Origin of the sequence: Methanothermococcus sp. (genome assembly GCF_015523155.1) — an archaeon.
Taxonomy (GTDB): Archaea; AGJL01; Methanococci; order Methanococcales; family Methanococcaceae; genus Methanofervidicoccus.
The window spans coordinates 1-21,365 of sequence record NZ_WAKW01000057.1; the positions used below are offsets into that span (position 1 = coordinate 1).

18 protein-coding genes and 3 pseudogenes are annotated in these 21,365 nt (G+C 29.1%); 12 read left to right on the plus strand and 9 right to left on the minus strand.

All coding sequences use genetic code 11. The features are described 5' to 3' along the window. The first annotated feature begins 314 nt into the window (after nt 1–314). From F7B34_RS05735 to F7B34_RS05755, 5 genes are all read left to right on the plus strand, one after another. Nucleotides 315–1,544 (plus strand): AAA family ATPase, encoded by a 1,230-nt coding sequence (locus F7B34_RS05735; RefSeq protein WP_292460880.1) that lies wholly within the window; start codon nt 315–317, stop codon nt 1,542–1,544. Between the two features lie 87 nt (nt 1,545–1,631). Beyond that, nucleotides 1,632–2,573 carry a GTP cyclohydrolase MptA gene (mptA, locus tag F7B34_RS05740; protein WP_292460881.1) on the plus strand — a complete coding sequence of 314 codons (942 nt, stop codon included), beginning with the start codon at nt 1,632–1,634 and terminating at the stop codon, nt 2,571–2,573. Between the two features lie 120 nt (nt 2,574–2,693). Next, nucleotides 2,694–3,836 (plus strand): ATP-grasp domain-containing protein, encoded by a 1,143-nt coding sequence (locus F7B34_RS05745; protein WP_292460882.1) that lies wholly within the window; start codon nt 2,694–2,696, stop codon nt 3,834–3,836. Next, nucleotides 3,808–4,407, plus strand: coding sequence for a transcription factor E (gene tfe, locus F7B34_RS05750; RefSeq protein WP_292460883.1), 600 nt, complete (start codon nt 3,808–3,810; stop codon nt 4,405–4,407). Before F7B34_RS05745 ends, tfe begins: the two co-directional genes overlap by 29 nt. Nucleotides 4,408–4,694: 287 nt before the next feature. Continuing rightward, nucleotides 4,695–5,180: a TIGR00295 family protein gene (locus tag F7B34_RS05755; protein ID WP_394355317.1), complete on the plus strand. Its 486-nt coding sequence runs from the start codon at nt 4,695–4,697 to the stop codon at nt 5,178–5,180. On the opposite strand, the gene F7B34_RS05760 is transcribed toward F7B34_RS05755, so the two are convergent. From F7B34_RS05760 to F7B34_RS05790, 7 genes and pseudogenes are all read right to left on the minus strand, one after another. Beyond that, complete coding sequence (locus F7B34_RS05760; protein ID WP_292460884.1) at nt 5,177–6,061, minus strand: type II secretion system F family protein; 885 nt, start codon at nt 6,059–6,061, stop codon at nt 5,177–5,179. The genes F7B34_RS05755 and F7B34_RS05760 overlap by 4 nt on opposite strands. A 4-nt stretch (nt 6,062–6,065) precedes the next feature. Beyond that, nucleotides 6,066–7,217, minus strand: a complete 1,152-nt coding sequence (locus F7B34_RS05765) for a type II secretion system F family protein (RefSeq protein ID WP_292460885.1) — start codon at nt 7,215–7,217, stop codon at nt 6,066–6,068. 14 nt (nt 7,218–7,231) lie between these two features. Next, nucleotides 7,232–9,394 (minus strand): ATPase, T2SS/T4P/T4SS family, encoded by a 2,163-nt coding sequence (locus F7B34_RS05770; RefSeq protein WP_292460886.1) that lies wholly within the window; start codon nt 9,392–9,394, stop codon nt 7,232–7,234. A gap of 192 nt (nt 9,395–9,586) precedes the next feature. After that, nucleotides 9,587–10,306: pseudogene (locus F7B34_RS05775) on the minus strand (transcription initiation factor IIB); the annotation flags it as partial. A gap of 6 nt (nt 10,307–10,312) precedes the next feature. Next, nucleotides 10,313–11,755: pseudogene (locus tag F7B34_RS05780) on the minus strand (LAGLIDADG family homing endonuclease); the annotation flags it as partial. After that, nucleotides 11,741–12,049 (minus strand): annotated as a pseudogene (locus F7B34_RS05785) (TFIIB-type zinc ribbon-containing protein); the annotation flags it as partial. The pseudogenes F7B34_RS05780 and F7B34_RS05785, both read right to left, overlap by 15 nt. A 114-nt stretch (nt 12,050–12,163) precedes the next feature. Further along, entirely contained in the window at nt 12,164–12,439 is a 276-nt protein-coding gene (locus tag F7B34_RS05790) for a Gar1/Naf1 family protein (RefSeq protein WP_292460887.1), read from the minus strand. Between the two features lie 225 nt (nt 12,440–12,664). Between F7B34_RS05790 and rbcL the strand changes: the two genes are divergently transcribed. The 7 genes from rbcL (at nt 12,665) to truD (ending at nt 20,391) form a co-directional block, all read left to right on the plus strand. Then, complete coding sequence (rbcL, locus tag F7B34_RS05795; RefSeq protein ID WP_292460888.1) at nt 12,665–14,008, plus strand: type III ribulose-bisphosphate carboxylase; 1,344 nt, start codon at nt 12,665–12,667, stop codon at nt 14,006–14,008. A 128-nt stretch (nt 14,009–14,136) separates the two neighbouring features. Next, entirely contained in the window at nt 14,137–15,222 is a 1,086-nt protein-coding gene (locus F7B34_RS05800; RefSeq protein ID WP_292460889.1) for a radical SAM protein, read from the plus strand. Between the two features lie 21 nt (nt 15,223–15,243). Next, complete coding sequence (locus tag F7B34_RS05805) at nt 15,244–15,963, plus strand: hypothetical protein (protein WP_292460890.1); 720 nt, start codon at nt 15,244–15,246, stop codon at nt 15,961–15,963. After that, complete coding sequence (locus F7B34_RS05810; protein ID WP_292460891.1) at nt 15,956–17,548, plus strand: class I SAM-dependent DNA methyltransferase; 1,593 nt, start codon at nt 15,956–15,958, stop codon at nt 17,546–17,548. Before F7B34_RS05805 ends, F7B34_RS05810 begins: the two co-directional genes overlap by 8 nt. A 146-nt stretch (nt 17,549–17,694) precedes the next feature. Then, nucleotides 17,695–18,207: a PUA domain-containing protein gene (locus F7B34_RS05815; protein WP_292460892.1), complete on the plus strand. Its 513-nt coding sequence runs from the start codon at nt 17,695–17,697 to the stop codon at nt 18,205–18,207. A 57-nt stretch (nt 18,208–18,264) separates the two neighbouring features. Further along, nucleotides 18,265–19,077, plus strand: coding sequence for a hypothetical protein (locus tag F7B34_RS05820; RefSeq protein ID WP_292460893.1), 813 nt, complete (start codon nt 18,265–18,267; stop codon nt 19,075–19,077). 108 nt (nt 19,078–19,185) lie between these two features. Next, nucleotides 19,186–20,391 (plus strand): tRNA pseudouridine(13) synthase TruD, encoded by a 1,206-nt coding sequence (truD, locus tag F7B34_RS05825; protein WP_292460894.1) that lies wholly within the window; start codon nt 19,186–19,188, stop codon nt 20,389–20,391. Between the two features lie 13 nt (nt 20,392–20,404). Here the strand turns inward: truD and F7B34_RS05830 are convergent, their stop codons facing one another. Both F7B34_RS05830 and F7B34_RS05835 read right to left on the minus strand, forming a co-directional pair. Next, the gene (locus F7B34_RS05830; RefSeq protein ID WP_292460895.1) at nt 20,405–21,079 is read right to left on the minus strand and encodes a hypothetical protein; all 675 of its coding nucleotides are present in this window, start codon (nt 21,077–21,079) and stop codon (nt 20,405–20,407) included. 44 nt (nt 21,080–21,123) lie between these two features. Further along, nucleotides 21,124–21,360, minus strand: a complete 237-nt coding sequence (locus tag F7B34_RS05835; RefSeq protein ID WP_292460896.1) for a hypothetical protein — start codon at nt 21,358–21,360, stop codon at nt 21,124–21,126. Between the last annotated feature and the right edge of the window lie 5 nt (nt 21,361–21,365).

Genomic DNA, 21,365 nt, shown 5'->3' on the forward strand with positions numbered 1-21,365 from the left:
TTTATATACTTTTTAAATTTTTATTAAAGTTATTTTTATAGCATTTTTGAGAATGTATTTCAAAGGTTTTTTAATTTTATTATTATATTCACATTTTAATTTTCTTTAGTTATTTTATTCACATGTTATTCAAATTATGATTGAAGTTATATGATTCTATAAATAAATATATACATTAATAAATTTACATGATAACAGGTATTTTCGAAGTTTCGAGGTTTTCGAATAAATAATGGTTCAAAATATTAGAAATATCCGAAAAGTATAAAAACAGGTTTCACAGTAGGATGATATGCTTTAATATTGGTGATATTATGTTGGACCCTATTGAATTTATACAAAATGCTTCATCAATAACAAAAAAATCAATGAATAGGTTGAAATTAAAGACCAATCCTTTTTCTGAGAAACCAATAAGGGGCAATACCAAGTTTTTTGTAGGTAGAACCACAGAATTAATGGAAATTGCCGATATATTGGGTGCTGCTCAGTATGGTAGTGTTGCCAATGCTGCCATAGTGGGAACAAAAGGGATTGGTAAGAGCTCCCTTTTGAATGTTATATATTATGCAGCAAAAAGGCAGAACCATTGGACTGTGGAATTGGAGGCATCCCAGATTACGCCGAGACAGTTTTTAATACAGTTAATGTATGGTATTATAAGGGATAATATCTTTACTATGGATGGCACATTATCAACAGATTATTTAGAACACTCTCAAAAGATAATAGATATATATCGAAGATTGGATTCATATTCCGATAAAACTCCCGTTCATTATCCAAGGGAAAAAATAGAAAGGGATTTGGATTATTTGCTTAATAATGTAAAAGAGGATAGTAAATTGTGCATAATATTAATTGACGAAGCAGACCAATTTGCTAGAAAAGGCTGTTTGAGACTTTTGCAGTTTTTCCACTCATTTTTGTATGAAGATGGTATTTTAGCATTTTTTGCAGGTTCTCCAACACTCATGGAAAATTTAACTAAGGTATCTCCTGCAATGAGAGATAGATTACCTAAAATAATAAATATGCCTCCTCTCTCAAAAGAAGAATCCTATGATTTAATATTAAGAAGATTAAAAGATGCTCAAATTCCAAAGGCAAAAGGTTATGAACCATTCACCGAAAATGCAGTGGATGTGATTGTTGAAGAATGTGATGGTATTCCACGGAAAATAATTATGACTTGTTCGGAGGCAATCTCCATAGGTTTGAAGAAGGGATTAACTGATATAGATGAAGATATTGTTAAAATGGCTATGAAAAAATTGGGTATAAGCGTGGGCCATCAAATTTTGAATCATTTAACACCCGCTCAATCAAAAATAGTTAAAGCATTAGCAAGTTTTGGAGGAAAATCAACAGTAACTGAACTTGCAAAAGTTTTAAATAATTCCCCTGGAACAGTTGGGACTCATTTATCTGACATATATGAGATGGGATACATTTATAAAGAACGCTCTGGAAATAATGTGTATTATACTTTATCCAAGGAATTGAATGAGGTTTTAATAAATAACGACGATGAAGATGATTAATATATTAACTATATTAAAAATCTTTAAAAGACATTAATGTTAAATAATAATTTATCATTATTCTTTAATTAATCAAATGGTGAGTCTATGTTTTGTGATATTCAAGCAACAGAACCTGATATAAAAGTTTCACTCACAAGGGTTGGAGTAACCAATCTAAAAAAACTGGTTAAAATAACGAGGGAAGCTAAAAGACCTATAATTTTACTTCCAACTTTTGAAGTATTTGTTGATTTGCCGAGCTCCCAAAAGGGAATACACATGTCAAGAAGTCCTGAGGTAATTGAAGAGGTAATAGAAAATCTTGTAAATAAAGAAACCTATGGTATAGAGGAGCTCTCGGTTGATATTGTAAAAAAACTTTTTGAGAGGCATGAGTATGCCAGCAGAGCAGAAGTTTTGATGCACAGCGATTACATGATGGAAGAAAAATCCCCAATAACTGAAAAAAAATCCCAAGAAATTTGTAAAATTATTGGAAGGGCATATGGAGTAAAGGATTCAGAAGGCAATATTGTTATCAAAAAAATGGTTGGTGCAGAGGTTGTTGGAATCACAGCATGCCCATGTGCTCAGAATCTTTTAAAAGAAAAGGCGATTAATAATTTAAAAGAAAAAGGGTTTTCAGATGAGGACATCGTCAAAATATTGGATTCAGTTGTTATTGCAACCCATAATCAAAGGGGCATTGGGACTATAATGATTGAAGTACCTGATGGCTATGACATCAGCATAGGTAAAATTATAACTATCATTAAAAAATCCATGAGTGGAGAGGTATATGAGTTATTAAAAAGAGTTGATGAGGGTTATGTTGTAGAAACAGCACATAATAACCCAAAATTTGTTGAAGATTGTGCAAGGGAGATGATTAAGCGGGTTGTAGATGAATTTAACTATCTTCCAGATGACACCGAGGTCCTAGTTAGACAGGTTAATAAAGAAAGTATTCATAGACATGATGCTTTTGCAGAGAGGTATTCTAAAATGGGTGAGTTGAGGGCTGAATTGGAACTAAATGGTAAATAATATTAAGTTATTTTATATAATATGTATTATATTTTTTATATTTCGTTTCTATTACTGTATTATTATATTTCTATCTCTACCTAGTTTTATTTTTAAATCTCTTTAATTTTAAGTGGTTCTATGAAAGTGCTTGTTGTTGGAGTTAATACGCGTCCTGTGGCAAATTCGGCTAAAAAATTGGGATATGAGGTTTATTCCATTTCATATTATAACCCAGCAGATTTAAACGCCGATAAAAAAGAATATCTTATAAATGATAAATACCATGGGTGTTTTAGGGAAAATTATAATGAGAAAGAATTATTATCTCTTGCCGAGTATTATGTGGATGATGTTGATTGTATATTCATATGTTCGGGCATATTTGAAAGCACACATTCAAAAACACCAGATTGGAATGTTGTTGGGAATCCACCAAAAAAGATTAAAAGGATGAGTAATAAATATTACATTACAAAAAAATTAGAAAATTTAGGTTGTAGCGTCCCTACAACATATATTGCTTACAATTATAGCCAACTTGAAAAATATTTGTATGATTTAAAGTCTATTGTTGTAAAACCCATTTGTGGAAGTGGAGGAATAAATGTTTATTCTATAACTTTAAATACTTTCACGGATAAATTGTATAATTTGCTAAAAAATTTGGAGTATCCTGTAATTGTTCAAGAAATGATAACATCAGATAGTTTCAGTGCATCATTTGTAGGTTCAAATTTTATTACATTTAATAAACAAATTATTAAAAATAACATGTATATTGGAAACATAACTCCTTATGTCCCAAATCTAAAAACAAACAACAAAGGAGTCCAATGTATTGTAGATTCATTTCGAGAAGTTATAGAATCATTTGATTTAGCTGGGATGAATGGTATTGATTTTATGATTAAAGGAGAAGCTCCTATTATCATTGAAATAAATCCCCGGATATTAGGAACATTTGAAACAATAGAATTGTCGTCAAACAAAAATCTTGTAAAATATATGATTGAAAATTCAGAAAAAAGATTTTCATCATGTGATGACTTAAAACCAAAAACTCAATATATAAAAAGGATATTGTTTGCAAAACAAAAACTTATATGCCGCATTGAAAAACAACAAAATATTTTTGACATCCCAATGTATGATGCAATAATAGAAAAAAATGAACCATTAGCCACAGTGATTGGGAAAAATGATGATGAAATAAACAAGGCAGTTGATAGTATTTCAAAGATGGTGATTAATTATGAAATTAAACAAAGAAGAGATATATGATATGCTTGATAATCCATTGGTTCAGCAGGTTCTACTTGAGGTATTGGACGAGGATGTGAGTGGATTCGAAGTTTTAGCTGTGCTTATAGATTTAGAGGAAGTTACCGACGATGAAATTTCAAGACAGTTAAATTTAAAACTAAATACTGTTAGGAAATTATTATACAAATTATATGATGCAAGACTTGTGGATTACGACAGGGAAAAGGACGAAGAAACAAATTGGTACACATATACATGGAAACCTGCCCTTGAAAAATTACCTGCTCTCGTTAAGAAGAAGACTCAGCATATATTAAAAGAACTTAAAGAGCAGTTAATTATTGAAGAAAATAATATGTTTTTTTACTGCCCAGGTTGCGAATTTAAATATACCTTTGAAGAGGCAATGGATTATGGATTTAGGTGTCCGCAGTGTGGGAGAGCTCTTAAAGAATACAATAATAAAAATGATATAAAGATGCTCAAAGAGCAGATAAAATTCTTAGAAGATGAATTAAGATTAAATCCATTATTTTTTACATCTGAAGGAACTGGAAATCAAAGAAAAGAAATAAAGGCAACTGTTTAATTAAATTTTTAATTTAAATATTTACAACTTATAATTTATAATATATACGATTTATGATTTATATTTTATTTTAGTCATAATATTTTATTGGTGATTTTATGAATAGTACCTATTTAAATATATTAAATGAGCTCCCAGACGATGTTAAATATGTATTTAATTTTTCATCAAAGGAATTTGCCGATAAGAATGAAAAAGTGTTTTTATCTGATATTCTCATATTTAACAGTCCAGAATTCAAAAAATCTTATGCTCTTTTGTCGAAACTATGTGAAAAAAATGTAGTTATGCATTGTTTGGCGGTATCGGTATATACATATGAGTTCGGTTCAAAAATAAAAAATAAAGGTCATAATATCAATCTTGAATTGGCAGTTATAGGGGCTCTTTTGCATGATATTGGGAGATGCAAAACCCATGGTATAGAGCATGGTATAGAGGGCGGAAAAATATTGAGGAAATATAATTTTAATGAAAAACTTGCTTTAATTGCTGAAAGACACATTGGTGCAGGAATTCCAAAAAATGAAGCAGTTGAATTGGGTCTTCCACCAAGGGATTATATCCCGCTGACTTTGGAAGAAAAACTTGTAGCACATTGTGATAATCTAATTAGTGGAGTAAATAGAGTAGATATAGATTTTGTGGTAAATAAATTTAAAAAAAGGATTGATAAAAACCTCAACAATATATCCAATGGGATTCAATCATTACCCCCTGCTGTAATTCGTATTTTAAAGTTAAACAATGAAATAAATAATTTGTTAATTTAAAATAACATTTTTGTCATATATAATGTTCCATAAAATGCCACTAAGCCAAAGGTCATACAGAAAGCACACGTAACTATCATTCTGTTTATTTTTAAACCAAATATGGGGATAGCAAATAATAAACCAAAAATTCCAGTTCCAATTTGAATATTCTCCATACATTTTGCAAGTTGTTCTGGAGTGACAGCTACAATATTTGGTGTAAGTGCTGATATTGCATTTATATATCCTCCAATTATACCAGCAGTTGCGGGAATAACACCACATATTATTATCAATCCAACTGCAAGCCCATTTGCTGTAACACTTAATAATTGGGCTTTTAATGTTTGTAGGTCTTCAAGTGTTTTTGCAAGGGTCATAAGAACCTCTGCCAATTCCCCACCATGTTTTCTATTTTCTATGATCAATCTTCCAACCTGCCGAAATATTTTTGAATCGATATTATTTGAGACCAATATTACAGAATCTTCAAAACTTAGTTTTTTTTCAGTCATTAAAGCAATAATTTTTAAAAAAACAATATCTATTCCTTTAATACCACTATTAATAACTTCATTAATGGCATCTATTACTGAACGACCAGATTCTAATGATAATACCATTACATAAAGGGCTTTTGGTAAATTATTTTCTAATTTTTCTATTTTATTTTCGTATAGGATGGATGGAATTGATAGTACTGAAAGTAGATATAATACCATCAATATAATTATGCTTTTCAAATCTAAATTCATAATATATTTTAGCATAATTGGTAGTATGAGTGAAAGCAATATCATCATAAAATAAGATTTTTCATTTATATTAATACCAGCCTGTTTTAATATTAAGATATTGCGTCTTATCGTATAATTGTATATATCATAAATATTCACCATAATTTCACTCTATTTTCATTTTAATGAATACTGCAAATATAGCAGTAGCCATTGGTGCTATTTTTGTTAGTACTAAGTCAGTTGTATTGATTATCCCATTAAATCCAAGATTCCCCTGAAGTGAGGATATTAACATACCTGAAAATGGGAGTATCATTCCAACCCCAAATACAAGGTTTCCTAAATTTGATATTTGGAATTTTGATGAGTCTATTTTGGACAATGATTCTCTAATAACTTCATTATATAAATTTTTTAATAGTAACTGGGCTCCACCTTTATTTGCGGAGATTATAAGTTGGCTATATAATTTTTTCATTAACGGTATTTTAGTTCTTATTCTAGCTCTTTCAAGTGCTTCTTTAAAGTTATAGCCTCCCCTGTTGATATCATAAATTATATTTTTAAATTCAAATGATGGTATGCCGTATTCAGGATTTTCTGAAATATTTTTCATGGCTTCCTGTAATGACATACCTGAATTTAATGAAGAAATCATATGCAATATTGATATCATTATCTGAATTTTTATTTCCCCACGGAACAATAATAACTTTATTTTTGGATAAAATATCCCTGCAACGAATAAAACAATACTTGCAAATAACCCATCAATAATTCCAGACAATATATCTCCATCATATACATTATTTAGAAAATATAATATCCCAATACCAATGGATGCAAGCATTACTTTTAGAAAATACGATCTAATGTTTTTAATACCGGCATACTGAAAATCTATCTTTGAAGGTAAATATTTGGTATGGGTCACTATATATGAGATATTCTTAGAATATTCATTAAGCATGTTAAAATAACTTTTTTCAATTAGTTCATCTAAATCAACGTCTAATTTTATCTTAACCTCTGGTCTTTTTTCAACATATGTATCGTAGAATTCCATAAGGCCAATGTCCTGCTCTTTATACACATCTAATAGTTTTTTCACATGTGTTAGTGATATTCTTTTTTTATGTATTCTCCGTCTTTTTTTTACAATATTTAAGTCCATATATAATAATTTATCAATAAAAGTTCTTAATTTGTTGTAAATATTTTGATATCTCTTATATATTTTCCTGAATATCAATATTTGTTTTAATCTTAATTGTTTATATATCCCCCTCAATGATTTGTAGGTTAATTTTTTCATAAAACCACCAGAAGTTATAATATTATATTTTTTAGCATATGTTCTGGATTTTCCTGATATTGCCTAATTAAATTACTCACATCATTTACATTCCGTATATTGTTTTTGATGGCATATTTAAGTACTTCTATTCTACTTAACCTATCTTCTATGAGCTCGTCTCTTGATATACCCGCAATATTGCAAACCTCTTCTTCCCACATACATATACCTTCTTTTTTAATTTCGTCGGTGATACCATCATACTTAAAAAGTCCAGTTTTTGAGATATCCTCCCCAGAACCTGTAATTTCAGTAATTCCCAATATTCTTCTCACTGTCATTCTATTTCTTTTAATCCGTTGTTGGTTTATAATAAAATCAAGAGATGATAACATAACCTTTGGAACATTCATTGGAGGATTTATTAATCTAGTTATTGCCTCATCTGCACTATTTGCGTGAAGTGTTCCAGAACAGTTTGAAATGATGAATCCACCATATTTACCTGCAATGTATGTATGGTTATCTTCAACTGTTAAATCATAAATATATCCACTGTATTTAATTTCTTCAACACTTACAACTTTATCCCAATATACATCTGAATTAGTATTTAATATTTTTATTATATTTAATTTTATTCTTGGAATATTTCTTATATAGCTATTATTAATTAAACTTTTAGTTTTTAATTTATTGAGGGTATTAATTTTAACATTTGGTATGGTATCTATGGAATTTTTGGATTTAAATATATTATTTAATACATTGTTTGTATCATATGTGTTATTCTTATTAATTTTTGATACTTTTGGAATTGCAATGTAATCATTAACCTTTACCATTTCAGAATTAATTTCAAATATCTTGTCATTTTTTATAATATACATTGGATGATCGTGAGTAAGTGTTATTTCTTTACCACTTTTAGTTTTTATTTTTATTAAGTTTCCAGAATATTTTTTTCTCCAAACTCGTGATACTAATTTATCTTCAATTTTTAATGTGTTTTTATTGAAACTTTTAATGAATATATTTTCATTCGATATATCTATCCATTCAAATCCATTATTTTCTTTTACTTTTGTTGAATTATATTTTTTGAAAAATTCATCCACAAATTCTCCAATAATTATATTAATTCCACTGGATAAATATATGGGTTCATCTTTTACTAATGCACCATCATGACCCGTATTCATAGCAACCAAAAGAGAATGAGCTTCACTACCTCTAACCTCTCCTACAAATATTCTATCTGGTCTCATCCTTAATGCATTTTTGATTAAATCATCCATTGTGATTTCATAGTTTGGAATTCCAGGTTTTGGAGGTCTCGTAATCATTTTTATTACATGATCATGGGGAATTTGCAGTTCTGGTGTATCTTCTATTGTTATAATTCTATCGGAATACATGGAAAACATTGAAATAACATTAAGAGTTGTGGTTTTTCCTGAACCAGTTCCTCCCACAATCAGCGTATTTGCAGGTTTTGCTCCGAAGTATCCTTCAACAGCCTGCCATAAAAATGCTGCAAGTTCAAGGTCAAAAGTTTTATATTTAATTAAATCGATAATAGTCAAAGGATCAGCTGAAAACTTACGAATGGTTAGTGTGCTGCCATTCAATGTAACATCCTGTGTTGTGGCATTAACCCTACTACCATCTGGTAAAAAGGCATCTAACATTGGCGTCCTAGAGTCTATCGTTCTTCCAGCAAGCATGGCAATATTTTCTATAATTCTTGTTAATTCACTATTATTTAATGTGATATTTGTTTTGCACATTTGATATTTTCTATGAAATACAAAAATAGGTTGATTAACACCATTTACCATGATTTCTTCTAAATTAGTATCTTTTAATGGAACTTCCAAAAATCCTAATTTACCTATGGTTAAATAGAAATATTTGGCTAAATTTTGTATTTCGAGAGATTTTAAATTTAAATCATTTTTATCAGAATAATTTATTAAATATCTTTGTATATCTTCTATTCTTTGAAATCCTCCCTCCGTTATATCAGATTTTATTTCTGAAATATATTTATTAGGAATCTTGGAAAAGGTATCCATTATTTGATAGACCTCTGGAATAGTATAATATACTCTTCCTTCCCTATTTTCTATAATTATATTAAATATAACATCGTCAATTTTTAAAGAGTAATTATCAAAAACATTCTTAGGCACAATAATTCGATTATTGGATGATTTAGATAAAAATGTTTCTGTTTTAGTTTTTGAAGTGGAAATATTTTGGATAGGTTTAGATTCAGTTTTTATTTCTTTGGTTAATCCCGTTTTTTTTTAAGTTCTGGAGATGGTTTTATTTCTTTATTTTTAATTTTATCAAAAAGACCCATAATATCACCGAGTGTAATTTTATAGGGTTACATCAATGTCCAAATGTTCTGTTAATTCCTTATATCTGTTTCTAATGGTTACCTCTGTAACGCCTGCAACATCTGCAACTTCTCTCTGGGTTCTTCTAGTGCCATGCAGAACACTTGCAATATATATTGCAGCAGCTGCAACCCCAGTTGGTCCCCTACCACTTGTTAAGCCTTTTTCATTGGCTTTTTGAAGTATTGCAATTGCTTTTGATTCTACCTCCCCAGGTAATTTAAGTTCTGATGCAAATCTTGGCACATAATCTATTGGATTTGTTGGAGCAAGTCTTATTTTTAATTCTCTTGAAATAAATCTGTATGTTCTTCCGATTTCTTTTCTATCTACTCTGGATATTTCTGCAATTTCGTCAAGAGTTCTTGGAACTTTACATCTTCTACATGCGGCATAGAGAGCTGCGGCAGCTACCCCCTCAATACTTCTACCCCTGATTAATCCTTTTTCTACGGCACCCCTATATAGAACTGCGGCGTTTTCCCTAACATTTCTTGGAAGACCCAATTTTGAAGCTATTCTATCTAATTCAGAGAGGGCGAATGCTAAGTTTCTTTCAGAAGCATCTGAAACTCTTATTCTTCTCTGCCATTTTCTCAATCTATATAGCTGAGCTCTCCTATCTGCTGATATGTCCTTCCCATAGCTATCTTTATTTCTCCAATCGATTACTGTGGATAATCCTTTGTCATGTATAGTATTATGCAGAACAAATGCTCCATACCCTGCAACGAAGTTTTCAGCATTTGGAACTGTTAAATCGTAGGCATATCCATTTGTTGGCTTTGTTTTGGTTAATTTCTTAATTTTTAAGAATATAAAATCTGAGTTAGCAAGTTTTTCAAGTTTCCTATCATTATATTTTTTGGCAATATCCAATGCAAGAGCCCTACTTATTCTATTCCTATCCCTACATTTCCATCCTTTTTTGTATTCAACTGGTGCGGGAATTAGATTCTCAACAGGTGGCTTTTTGTTTTCTCTACTGTATTCTTTAAGATATCCTAATTTTACGATATATTCTGGATTTGTAATCCTCAATATGTATGATTTTGAGTCCTTTATATATTGCCCATTTAACTCATGACCTTTAATGGTTTCACAGTTATAATTTGAATTAATACCCAATTGTAGCAATAGAATCATTAAGTCGTTTATTAGTTCTTTTGATGAAGAAACAGCCGTTAATTGAATTGTGCTGTATTTTTCATTTACATATAAATTTCCATCTCCATTAAAGTATCCTTTTAAAAATTCTATTTTTAGATTTTCAGGAAGGTGGTATATTATTGATGGAACCCTTTTTTCCTTTGCACCGGATTTAATATTTAGTGCCTTAAATAATTCTACAAATATCTTATTTGTAATTTCAATTTGAACTGCTGATTTATTGTTATTTCTGTCATACAATTTAGGTTTAATTCCAAATTTTTTAAAGAATGAAACAACCTCGTTAATGTATTTCTCTTCATGTTTTCCAAATGAAAATACAATCCTATTATTGTCATAATGTCCTTCAGCAATGTAGTATCCCAATATTTTAGCAAACTCTTCATCTATTTTTAATTTTGATGGCATTTTTAATCCAGAACCATATCTAACGGTTGCATGTTCAGGAATTGGAATTTTAGAATTTAACACATACTCAACAGGTGCAGATTGATTCTTTTTCCAGTTTTTATTATCGCATGGATGGTTAAATTGAACATAACATCCTTTTAATAATTTTGTTAAGTTTAATTCAATATTATATTCAATATTTGGCAACTTTTTTGCAAGAACTAAATAATCTCCTTCTTTAAGCTCATCTACTCTAGTCTCTACAACTTCACCATCTTTAAGTGCAAATACGCTGTGGCTCCCCGTGGTTTTTATGTGCTTATTTCCTTCAACTACGATATCATATACTTCATTTACTGGATGTCTTGAAACTTCGGATACCTTCATGTAGTTAAATTTATAATCGCTGTTAAAGGCAATTACTTCCAAATTTTTATCTTCAATATTGGCAATCTCTAAGATTCCAGATTTTCTAATGTTTTTAGAGTTTTCGATGTATTTATCAATTAATTCCCCAATTTTTACAATTTTTATATTTTCATTTTCTTTAATTATTATAGGTTCATTGTAATCTACACTATATGTCATTGGAGCTCCGACCCTACTTCTTTTAACCCTTTGTTCGTGGTCAAATGCTCTCCATTCAGGACCTACATCAAATAAATTCTGCTGTAAAACACATCCACAATCTGCACAGACGATTTCAGCCCTTTCGTAATCTTTAATAACATTTTTACTTCCACAGATTGGGCAAATTAGCTCTTCTTCTTTTTCAATAATAACATTTTTAGAGGAATCTTCGTTAATTGGTGGTCTTTCCATTATTTTTTTTTCCTCTTTTTTTGTTTCTTCGCTCTTTTTTTGTTTTGACACTAATTTCATTTCCATAATTACACCATCATGGAATATGCATAAAATATTAAAATAAATAATAATTTTTTAGATAATAATAAATATGATAAATGCTCATAAATTTGATATAATTAATTAAAATAATTATTTCGACCGTTTTTTATATCGCTTCTTCTGCACTTTTTTAGCATCTGAAATAACCGCTTCCCCAACTTCAAGTGCCTTATTGCCAACTGCATCGTTAAAGGGTATTATTTCCACATACGGTTTATTAACAGGTCCAAAAACATCATAAATCTTCCCAAGCTTCGTTCTACCCTCAGTTTTTAAAAAAACAATAGCATTTATTTGAGGTTGGCGGTCTGTTCTTCCAATTATTTTCCCCTTAGGAGTTTTATGCAATATTTTTATTTTTTTCAAAATTACTCCTCCGAGCTCCTTAAATCATGTATTTAAAATTATTGATTTATTAATTGTTAATCTATGATATATAAACAATCACTACTACTATATAAATGTTTCGAAAAATATATATAGGCGTTTCCAAAATTGAATAATTAATTCTTATATTATGTATGGTATATCATATATTAATCATCATATATTATCCTATCACGCATATTTCACCAATATAATAAAAATATCATGAGGGATAAGTATAATAAATATGAATATTATAATAATAGATATAAACTAAAAAAGGGAGATAATATGGATTATTTAGAAGTCGGCTATGAACCAAAGGATAATGAACTACTTTCATGCATGATTGTAAAGGCTGAAAACCTTGAAAAGGCGGCAAATGATATTGCAGGTGAGAGCTCCATAGGAACATGGACTGAATTAAAAACAATGAAAAGCGAAGTATATGAAAAACTTAGACCAAAGGTATATGAAATAAAAGAGATTGGAAGTGAGGGGAACAATAAAATTGGACTGGTAAAAATAGCCTATCCATTGGATGATTTTGAGCCAAACAACATGCCAGGAACTCTTGCAGGTATAGCAGGGAACATTTTTGGAATGAAATACTTAAAAGGATTAAGAATATTGGATTTTAGGTTTCCAAAAGAATTTATAGATTGCTATTCTGGACCAAAATATGGGATAAAGGGCATAAGAAACCTATTAAATGTGAAGGAAAGACCATTAGTTGGAACAATAGTTAAGCCAAAAGTTGGGTTAAATTCCGAAGAACATGCAAAAGTGGCATATAACTCATGGGTTGGTGGTTGCGATATAGTAAAGGATGATGAAAACCTTGTTTCACAGGATTTCAATAAATTTGAAGATAGATTGTATAAAGTATTAGAATACAGGGATAAGGCAGAGTCTGAAACTGGTGAAAAGAAGATATACATGCCAAATATCACCGCACCATATCGGGAAATGGTAAGAAGAGCTGAGCTCGTAGAGGATGCAAAATGTGAGTATGCCATGATTGATGTTGTGGTGCTTGGGTTTTCAGCAGTTCAGCAGATTAGAGAGGAAGGTTTTGATTTTGTAATTCATGCCCATAGAGCAATGCATGCGGCAATCACCCGTTCCAAAGAATGGGGCATATCAATGCTTGCACTTGCAAAAATATACAGATTATTGGGTGTTGACCAACTCCATATTGGGACAGTTGTTGGAAAGATGGAAGGGGTAAAAGAGGAGGTATGCAGTATAAGGGATGAAATAGTGTTGGAGGATGTTGAAAAAGATGATAAATATAAGTTCTTTGACCAGAAATGGTATGGATTAAACAATGTATTTCCAGTATCATCAGGAGGGGTTTATCCTAAATTAGTTCCAGAAATTGTAAATATCTTTGGAAAGGATGTAATTATTCAAGCAGGTGGTGGTATTCACGGACATCCAGATGGCACAGTTGCAGGAGCTCGGGCAATGAGGGCATCAATTGAGGCAGCCGCTGAGGGCATCCCACTAAGTGAAAAAGCGGAAGAAGTTCCAGAACTTAAAAAGGCATTAGAATATTGGAAATAATTTTTAATTATATTTCTATTTTTATTTCTTTCTTTTTAATTATTTTAATTTTAATTTTATTTTACATCAGTTATTAATTTATACCATAAAGAAATACTATTTTAACCAAAATAATTTAGGAGATTAAAATGGATGCCGTAGAAGTGTTGGAAAACTCAATTAAAGCATATAAATTAACAACAAAGTATCATGGAAACTACACCGATTTAAAGAGAGCTCTGTTTTTAGGATGGTATTGTAATTTAACCGAACCTTGCAAATTTTGCTATATGTCATCCCAAAAGCCGAAAATAAAAGACCCAAAATCTGCAAGAAGAAGGATTGAAACCATACTTGCAGAGGCAATATTGATGAAGAGAATAGGCTGGAAATTGGAGTTTATCTCTGGCGGGTATGGTTATACAGTGGAGGAATTAAATGATATACTTGAAATGGTTTCCTATGTTCAAAAATCAAAACAGTATTTAAATGTTGGAATAGTGGATTTTGAGAATTTGAATTTAGATGTAATTGAAGGAGTAGTTGGGGCAATTGAAACAGTAAATGCGGAGCTCCACAATTATTTATGCCCACAAAAACCAATTGATAAAACAAAGAAAATGCTTTTAAGAGCCAAGGATTACAATTTAAAAACTGGAATTACTATAATATTGGGCATGGGTGAAAAGGAAGAAGATATCGAAAAACTTTTAAATTTGATTGAAGAGCTCGACCTAAATAGGATTACATTTTATTCATTAAATCCGCAAAAAGAAACAATATTTGAGGGAAAACCATCTATTACCACATTGGAGTATATGAATTGGGTTTCATCTGTTCGGCTCAATTTTCCAAAGATGGAAATAATTACAGGAACATGGGTTGATAAACTTACCAATATAGGTCCATTAATAATGAGCGGTTCAAATACCATTACAAAGTTTCCATTATTTAGTATATTCGGAAAGAAGGAGGGAATCGCAGTTGAAAAAGAAATAAAATCTACTGGAAGGGAACTACTGGGGACTTTTTCAGATATTGAAGTGTTGGAAGGAAAAAAGAAGCTTAAAAATACGCCTTATATTGATGAAGATATAATAATAAGTGATAAAAACATGGAACAACTGGGATCTCTAAAAGATAAAATTGATGATAAAGTAAATAGTTATATTTTGAGAACCTTAAAGAGAGTTAATAATATAGGTGGTGGATTAAACATCCACATTGATAAATAAACAAATAAATGAAGGGAAACAATGAAAATAAACGAAGAACTTAAAATATTGTCTGAAAGATTAGAAGAAATATTCCATAAGGTTTATGAAATATTAAAAAATAAAGAACTAACAGATAGAACTTTGGATTATGAAGTGTTAAATATATTGAAAAAGTACGAAATAGCAGAAGATAATTTAAAAATAAAATTTTCAGAACCTAACGATGAAATTTATAGCGTTGAAGGTGGAAGAACCCCTTATGACTTATTATGTTATGGAAAAATTAACAAAAAAGAATTTGTAATATTTATAAACAATAAATACGGAAACCTAAATAGCACTGCACGAAATGATGTAACTACATATAATAATCTTTTAAGATTGTACTTAGGTATCGATAAACAACGATTAACATCAAAAATTACAATTGATGGAGATTTAATATATAGGAGAGTTTCTGGAAAAGAAATTGTAGCTTATGCAGTATTTGTAGTAGATAATAAAAAAAGAGGATTTAATTTTTTCTTATTAGAAGAAATCTATGATGAATTTTATATAAATCCAAGAAATACAATGTTTCAAATAAAATACCGTCCGTCTATTGAATCTCCTATGGATTATTATTCCTTTGTAATCAAATTAATAAACTCCATTTTAAAATCCCTCCAAAAAAGCATAAATTCAATAGAAACAGAGATTATTGTTTTAAACGCCATTAAAGAACAGATATTAAAATTAAAGGGGACAGAACATGAGTAAAAAAATTGGTTTTGTAGAAACTCCAAACCACATAGCCAAGTTGATGGTAGAGCTCTCAACCTGTCCAGATGAAGGAAATGTATTGGACACAGGATGTGGTAGGGGGGTTTTCTTAGAGGAGCTCCGCAAAAAGGGATATTCTAACTGCATTGGAATTGAAATTAATGAAGAACTGTATAAATATGTCCTATTAAAGTTTAAAAACGATTATGGGCTAATATTGGGAGATTTTTTAAATTACCCATTTAAAGAAAAGTTTGATTTGATTATTGGTAACCCCCCATATGTTCATTTTAATGACCTTCCAGCTGAAATTGCAAATACTGTTAAAAATATTTCTAAAACAGGTGAAGGGGACATATACTATGCGTTTATTCTAAAATCAATATCTCTTTTAAAAGAAGGAGGGGAATTAATATATATTGTGCCATATCATTTTTTTTACAATACTTACGCAAAAATTGTTAGAGAAAAAATACTTAAACATGGCAAAATAGAGATAATTATAGATTTAGATGAAGTGCCACTATTTAGCAATGAAAATCCCGAAACGGTGATTTTTAAATTTAAAAAAGGAAAATTTAATTTAAACAATGAAAAAATTGAGGTATTAAATATAAAAACACGAAAAACCAATGAATTAGAAATATATGAAAAAGCAAAGGATGTATTAAAAAACAAAATGTCTAATGAATTATTTGATTATAATGTAATTCCACACTATATTAATTCTGATATTTGGTCTTCTTTTTTTATTGATATTCCAAAATTTCCATCTGTAAAGCTTAAAAATATTGCAAAAGTAGGCGTTGGGTTGGTTTCTGGATTTGATAAAGCATTTGTTTTAGATGAAAAAATCAACTTAAATAACGAAGAGAAAAAACTTATAAAGAAATTTGTAAAAGGAAAAACATGCAAAAGGTTTATTGTAGATAATGGCATTCAATATATACTTATTGAAGATAGTATTAAAAACGAAGAGGAACTGCGGAGGAAATACTCCAATATATATGCAAAAATTGTTGAACATAAAGATAAAATGAGCGATAGATACCTACCTAAAAATAAAAAGTGGTTTAATTGGCAGGCGTTAAGAAATTACAAATTTCTAATGAAAAATTTAAACAAAAAAAGAATTTATGTTCCAACGTTAGACCGTCATCCTTACAATCGTTTTAGTTTAGGGAATGAAGGATTGTTGCCCTCTGGTGATGTACTATTTATTCAACCATTTAATGAGGAAGATTTATATTTTTTACTGGGTTACTTGAACAGCACATTTTTTAGAAAATACTATTTAGCAAATGGTGGAAGACGAGGAGGTCGGGTATCATTTACACAAAGATTAGTTGAAAATGTAGAAATTCCACTATTTCATAAGGAAATTAAAGATAAAATTGCTAAAATTGCCTTAGAAATTATAAATAAACTTAATAATGGGGAGGATACAACTGAACTTAATAAAGATTTGGACTGTATAATTTATTCTGCAATAGAAAATATGAAATTCGATAATACAGGTATAAAAATAGGTTATAAATCTATAACATTGGATAACTGGTATTTACCACAAACCAAAATTTAAGCGGTTCTTGATTTTATCATTTGTTGAGCCGTATATCTTACCATATTTATCTTATAAATTTTTATCTTATAAATTCCATTACATAGAGTTAATAATAAATAATTGAAAATATGGCGTAATATAACGAATAATAGTTTGTGATAATTATGAAACATAGACCTTTAAATAGTGAGGAAGTTAAATCAGTTAAAAATATATTAATCAACTACATTGGAAAAAACATAGAAAACTTTAAATTTGAGAACCTATATGTTTTGGAAGATAAAGAGAACTATGAAGTAATGTATGCAAATAAAGAAGTTTTCGAAACTCTTAAAAACTTTGATAGAAATATCTATGGTGCAGGCATCTTATTTGGAAATTTTGAAATTAAACGTAGCAATAATGAGAATAAAATTAAATTTTCAATATCTTTAGAAGGCATGTCGTTGATTTCAAAAGATATTATAAAAAATTATGTAGTTGTAACTAAAAAAGGCGAAACTTTATTTTTATACGGTAGAGATGTATTTAAATCATCGATTTTGGAGATAAACGGCGGAGGAAAGATTGCAGTATTTAATAAAAATAAGGAACTTCTTGGTGTTGGAAACTATGGTGGTGGAGATATAATAAAAAATATAATCGACAAGGGATGGTATTTGAGAAAAGGCGGATAGGTATTATATTATTTTTAATATTATTTTAATTTAAAAAATAGAATAGATGTGAAAAACATGAATTCAAAAGAATTAGTTGGTAGAATTTTAAATGACATTTATAAAAATTTAGATGAATATTCAAAAGACTTGATAAGGGCATGCAATTTCGATGTGCAATTTAAGAATTTTTATATCGTAGATGATAAAACAGGAAAAAAGCAATATATAAAGAATTTAATGGATTGTGAGAATATTGCATCCTTTGAGGCTCAAAATAGGATATATAAATTTAAAAAAGTCAGTTTAAAAAAGATGATTGATGAGATTATAATAATACACATGTCATCGAGAAAATCAAAAGATGGTTATTCTTTTGAAGTGGATAGTGATTATAAGGTGGTTGAACCAACCATATTTATAAATTATGAACATAAGGAAAGAATATTGATGTGGAATGAGCTCACCGAAGAGGAGCTCGATGAAAAACTTGCAGATTTTGACACGAAAATCAATACAATAACTGAGGATGTTTTAAAAAAGATAGGATGTATCGATAATAATAATTTTGTAGTGTATATGGATGTATTTATGGATTTAGAAATTATTAAAAATATTACTGAAAAGGAAGGAAATATGGTAATGATTTGGATACATCCGCTGTTTATATTTTCGGACGATAATGTGGTAAAGGGAATTATTACATATGAGCTCTCAAAATACAATAAAAATATACTTGAAATGTTCTATAAAGATATTATGGAATACTGTAAAGAATATAAAAAGCTCTGCGGTAAAAATTTAAAGATATTGGAAAAGATAAAGGAAATAGCAATAAAAAGAAATGATGAAAAGGTTATTGAAGCAATTAAAGAGATGGAATTTATTTAATTTGCTTGCGTGTCTTAATTATATATCGGTTAATCCTATTAATTAGATGTATAGTATCTTATTTTTTATTTTTTATATGATTAAAGGGTTAAAGGGGCATATGATATTATGAAACTTAGACAGATTCCAGAGGATTTTATTGTTAAGGAGATTTTAGATAATGATATTAATAATATTGAAAATAATACTGATAAGGAAAGTTTTAATCTATATACTTTAAAAAAAACAAATATTGAGAATTTAAAGGCGTTATCCTATGTTTCAAAAGAATTTAATATCCCGTTGAAGAACATAGGATACTGCGGTTTAAAGGATAGACATGCTATTACTACACAGTATATCACTATTCCATCAAACTATGGAGTGCTATCAATTGATGAGGAAAATTTAAAATTAAATTATATTAAAACCATAAAAAAGCCACTAAAAATAGGGGATTTAAAGGGAAATATGTTTAAAATTACAGTTAGGGGCATAGATAAAAAAGTTTTTTTAAAAATAGGCGAAAATTTAAGAAATTTATATATAGGAGCTCCGAATTATTATGATGACCAAAGGTTTGGAAGTGTATTTCATAATAAATTCATAGCAAAAGAGTATTTAAAAGGAAATTATGAAAATGCGTTGAAGATACTGCTTACAAATTATAAAAAAAGCGAAAATAAAAGAATAAAGGATTTAAAAAGATATATAAAAAGTAATTGGAACAACTGGGAGAAGATTTTGAAATATATCAAAAACAACAAAATAAAAAGCAAAATGTTTGTAAATATAATAAAATACTTAGCCTATGAGGACAATCAAGTAAATTACAAAGAAGCCCTTAAATATGTGGATAATAGACTAAAAAAGCTTTTTATATCTGCATACCAGAGCTACCTATGGAACGAGTGTGTGAAGGAGCTCCTAAAAAATTACATTCCAAAGGATGAAAGGATTTATTTGGATTATAGTTGCGGAACATTTTTATTTTATAAAAAAATTGATGATAAACTGTTCAATGAATTAAAGAATAAAACATTCCCGACAATTGCACCAGATATTAATTATAATAAATTCAATGAGGAATATCAAAACATAATCTCAAAAGTTTTGAAAAAAGAAGGGGTTAAGCTGAATGATTTTAATAAATTAAATGAGCTAAGCAAACTATCCTATTCTGAAAGATACATACTATCCATTCCAAAAAATATCAACTATGGGACATTTAAAAAAGATGAGTTGAACAAAGGGAAATACAAAATAACTGTTGAGTTTGAATTAAATAAGGGTAGCTATGCTACAATAATAATAAAAAGGGTATTTAATGTTTAATAGATAATTTTATTTAATTTTTATACAAATTATAGATGTATTCATTCCACTTCAACCACATGTTAGTGGTATCTTTATTTACCTCACTAAATCCCATGGTAATATGGTAATTTCCTATTTTTCTATAATAGCAATAACTTACAGCTGTGCTGTTGGCATATTCTGATGTATAGGTATATTTATAATAATCCCCATATTTAAAGTGTAATTCAGTTTTTGAAACCTTTATATATTCTGGATTGTCCAAATTTGGCTTATAGTTTCTAACATCAAAATTTATCTTAATTCCATTTTTAATATATGTTTTTATTTTTCCCTCTTTATATCCTTCTGATATGTCAATTACATTTGAATAGGGCAAATCCATAAATAATTTATCCAAAGGCACATTTTTTGAATAATTGACATAATAATAACTTATATTTGAGTTGTTGCTGTTGGTGGCTGTATTATTATATTCCATTGAATAAGTGGTGATTGAATTATTTGGTGGTGTGAGCTCCTCTCCATTATAACTTGAATAACTATTAATTGATGTATTGGAATTATTATAATTTAAATTATTTAGATTAATATTTTGGTCATTATTAGTTGTATGAAATTTATCGAATGCAACATATCCGCCCAACAGTAAAATAATTGATAAAAGAATTAAAATTATAATATCTTTTGATGATGGAACAGCCATAATATCACAGTGTTTATTTTATTTCATTTGCAAAGGTTTAATAACTAATCGTATCTAAAATGAATTTTATCTCCTGATTTATTTTTAAGAATATTTACCAATTCATCGTCGTATTTTAAAAAATATTCTCTATCTGACGAGTATTTTAATCTTGCTCCAACAAATTTTGAGCGATGAACTGCTTTGAGCATTTTTAAACTTATAATAATATATTTATTTGGATTAATAAGTATGTAGGTAATATCCTCCCATTTATAAAACTTATTTCCTATCTTTATCATGCTGT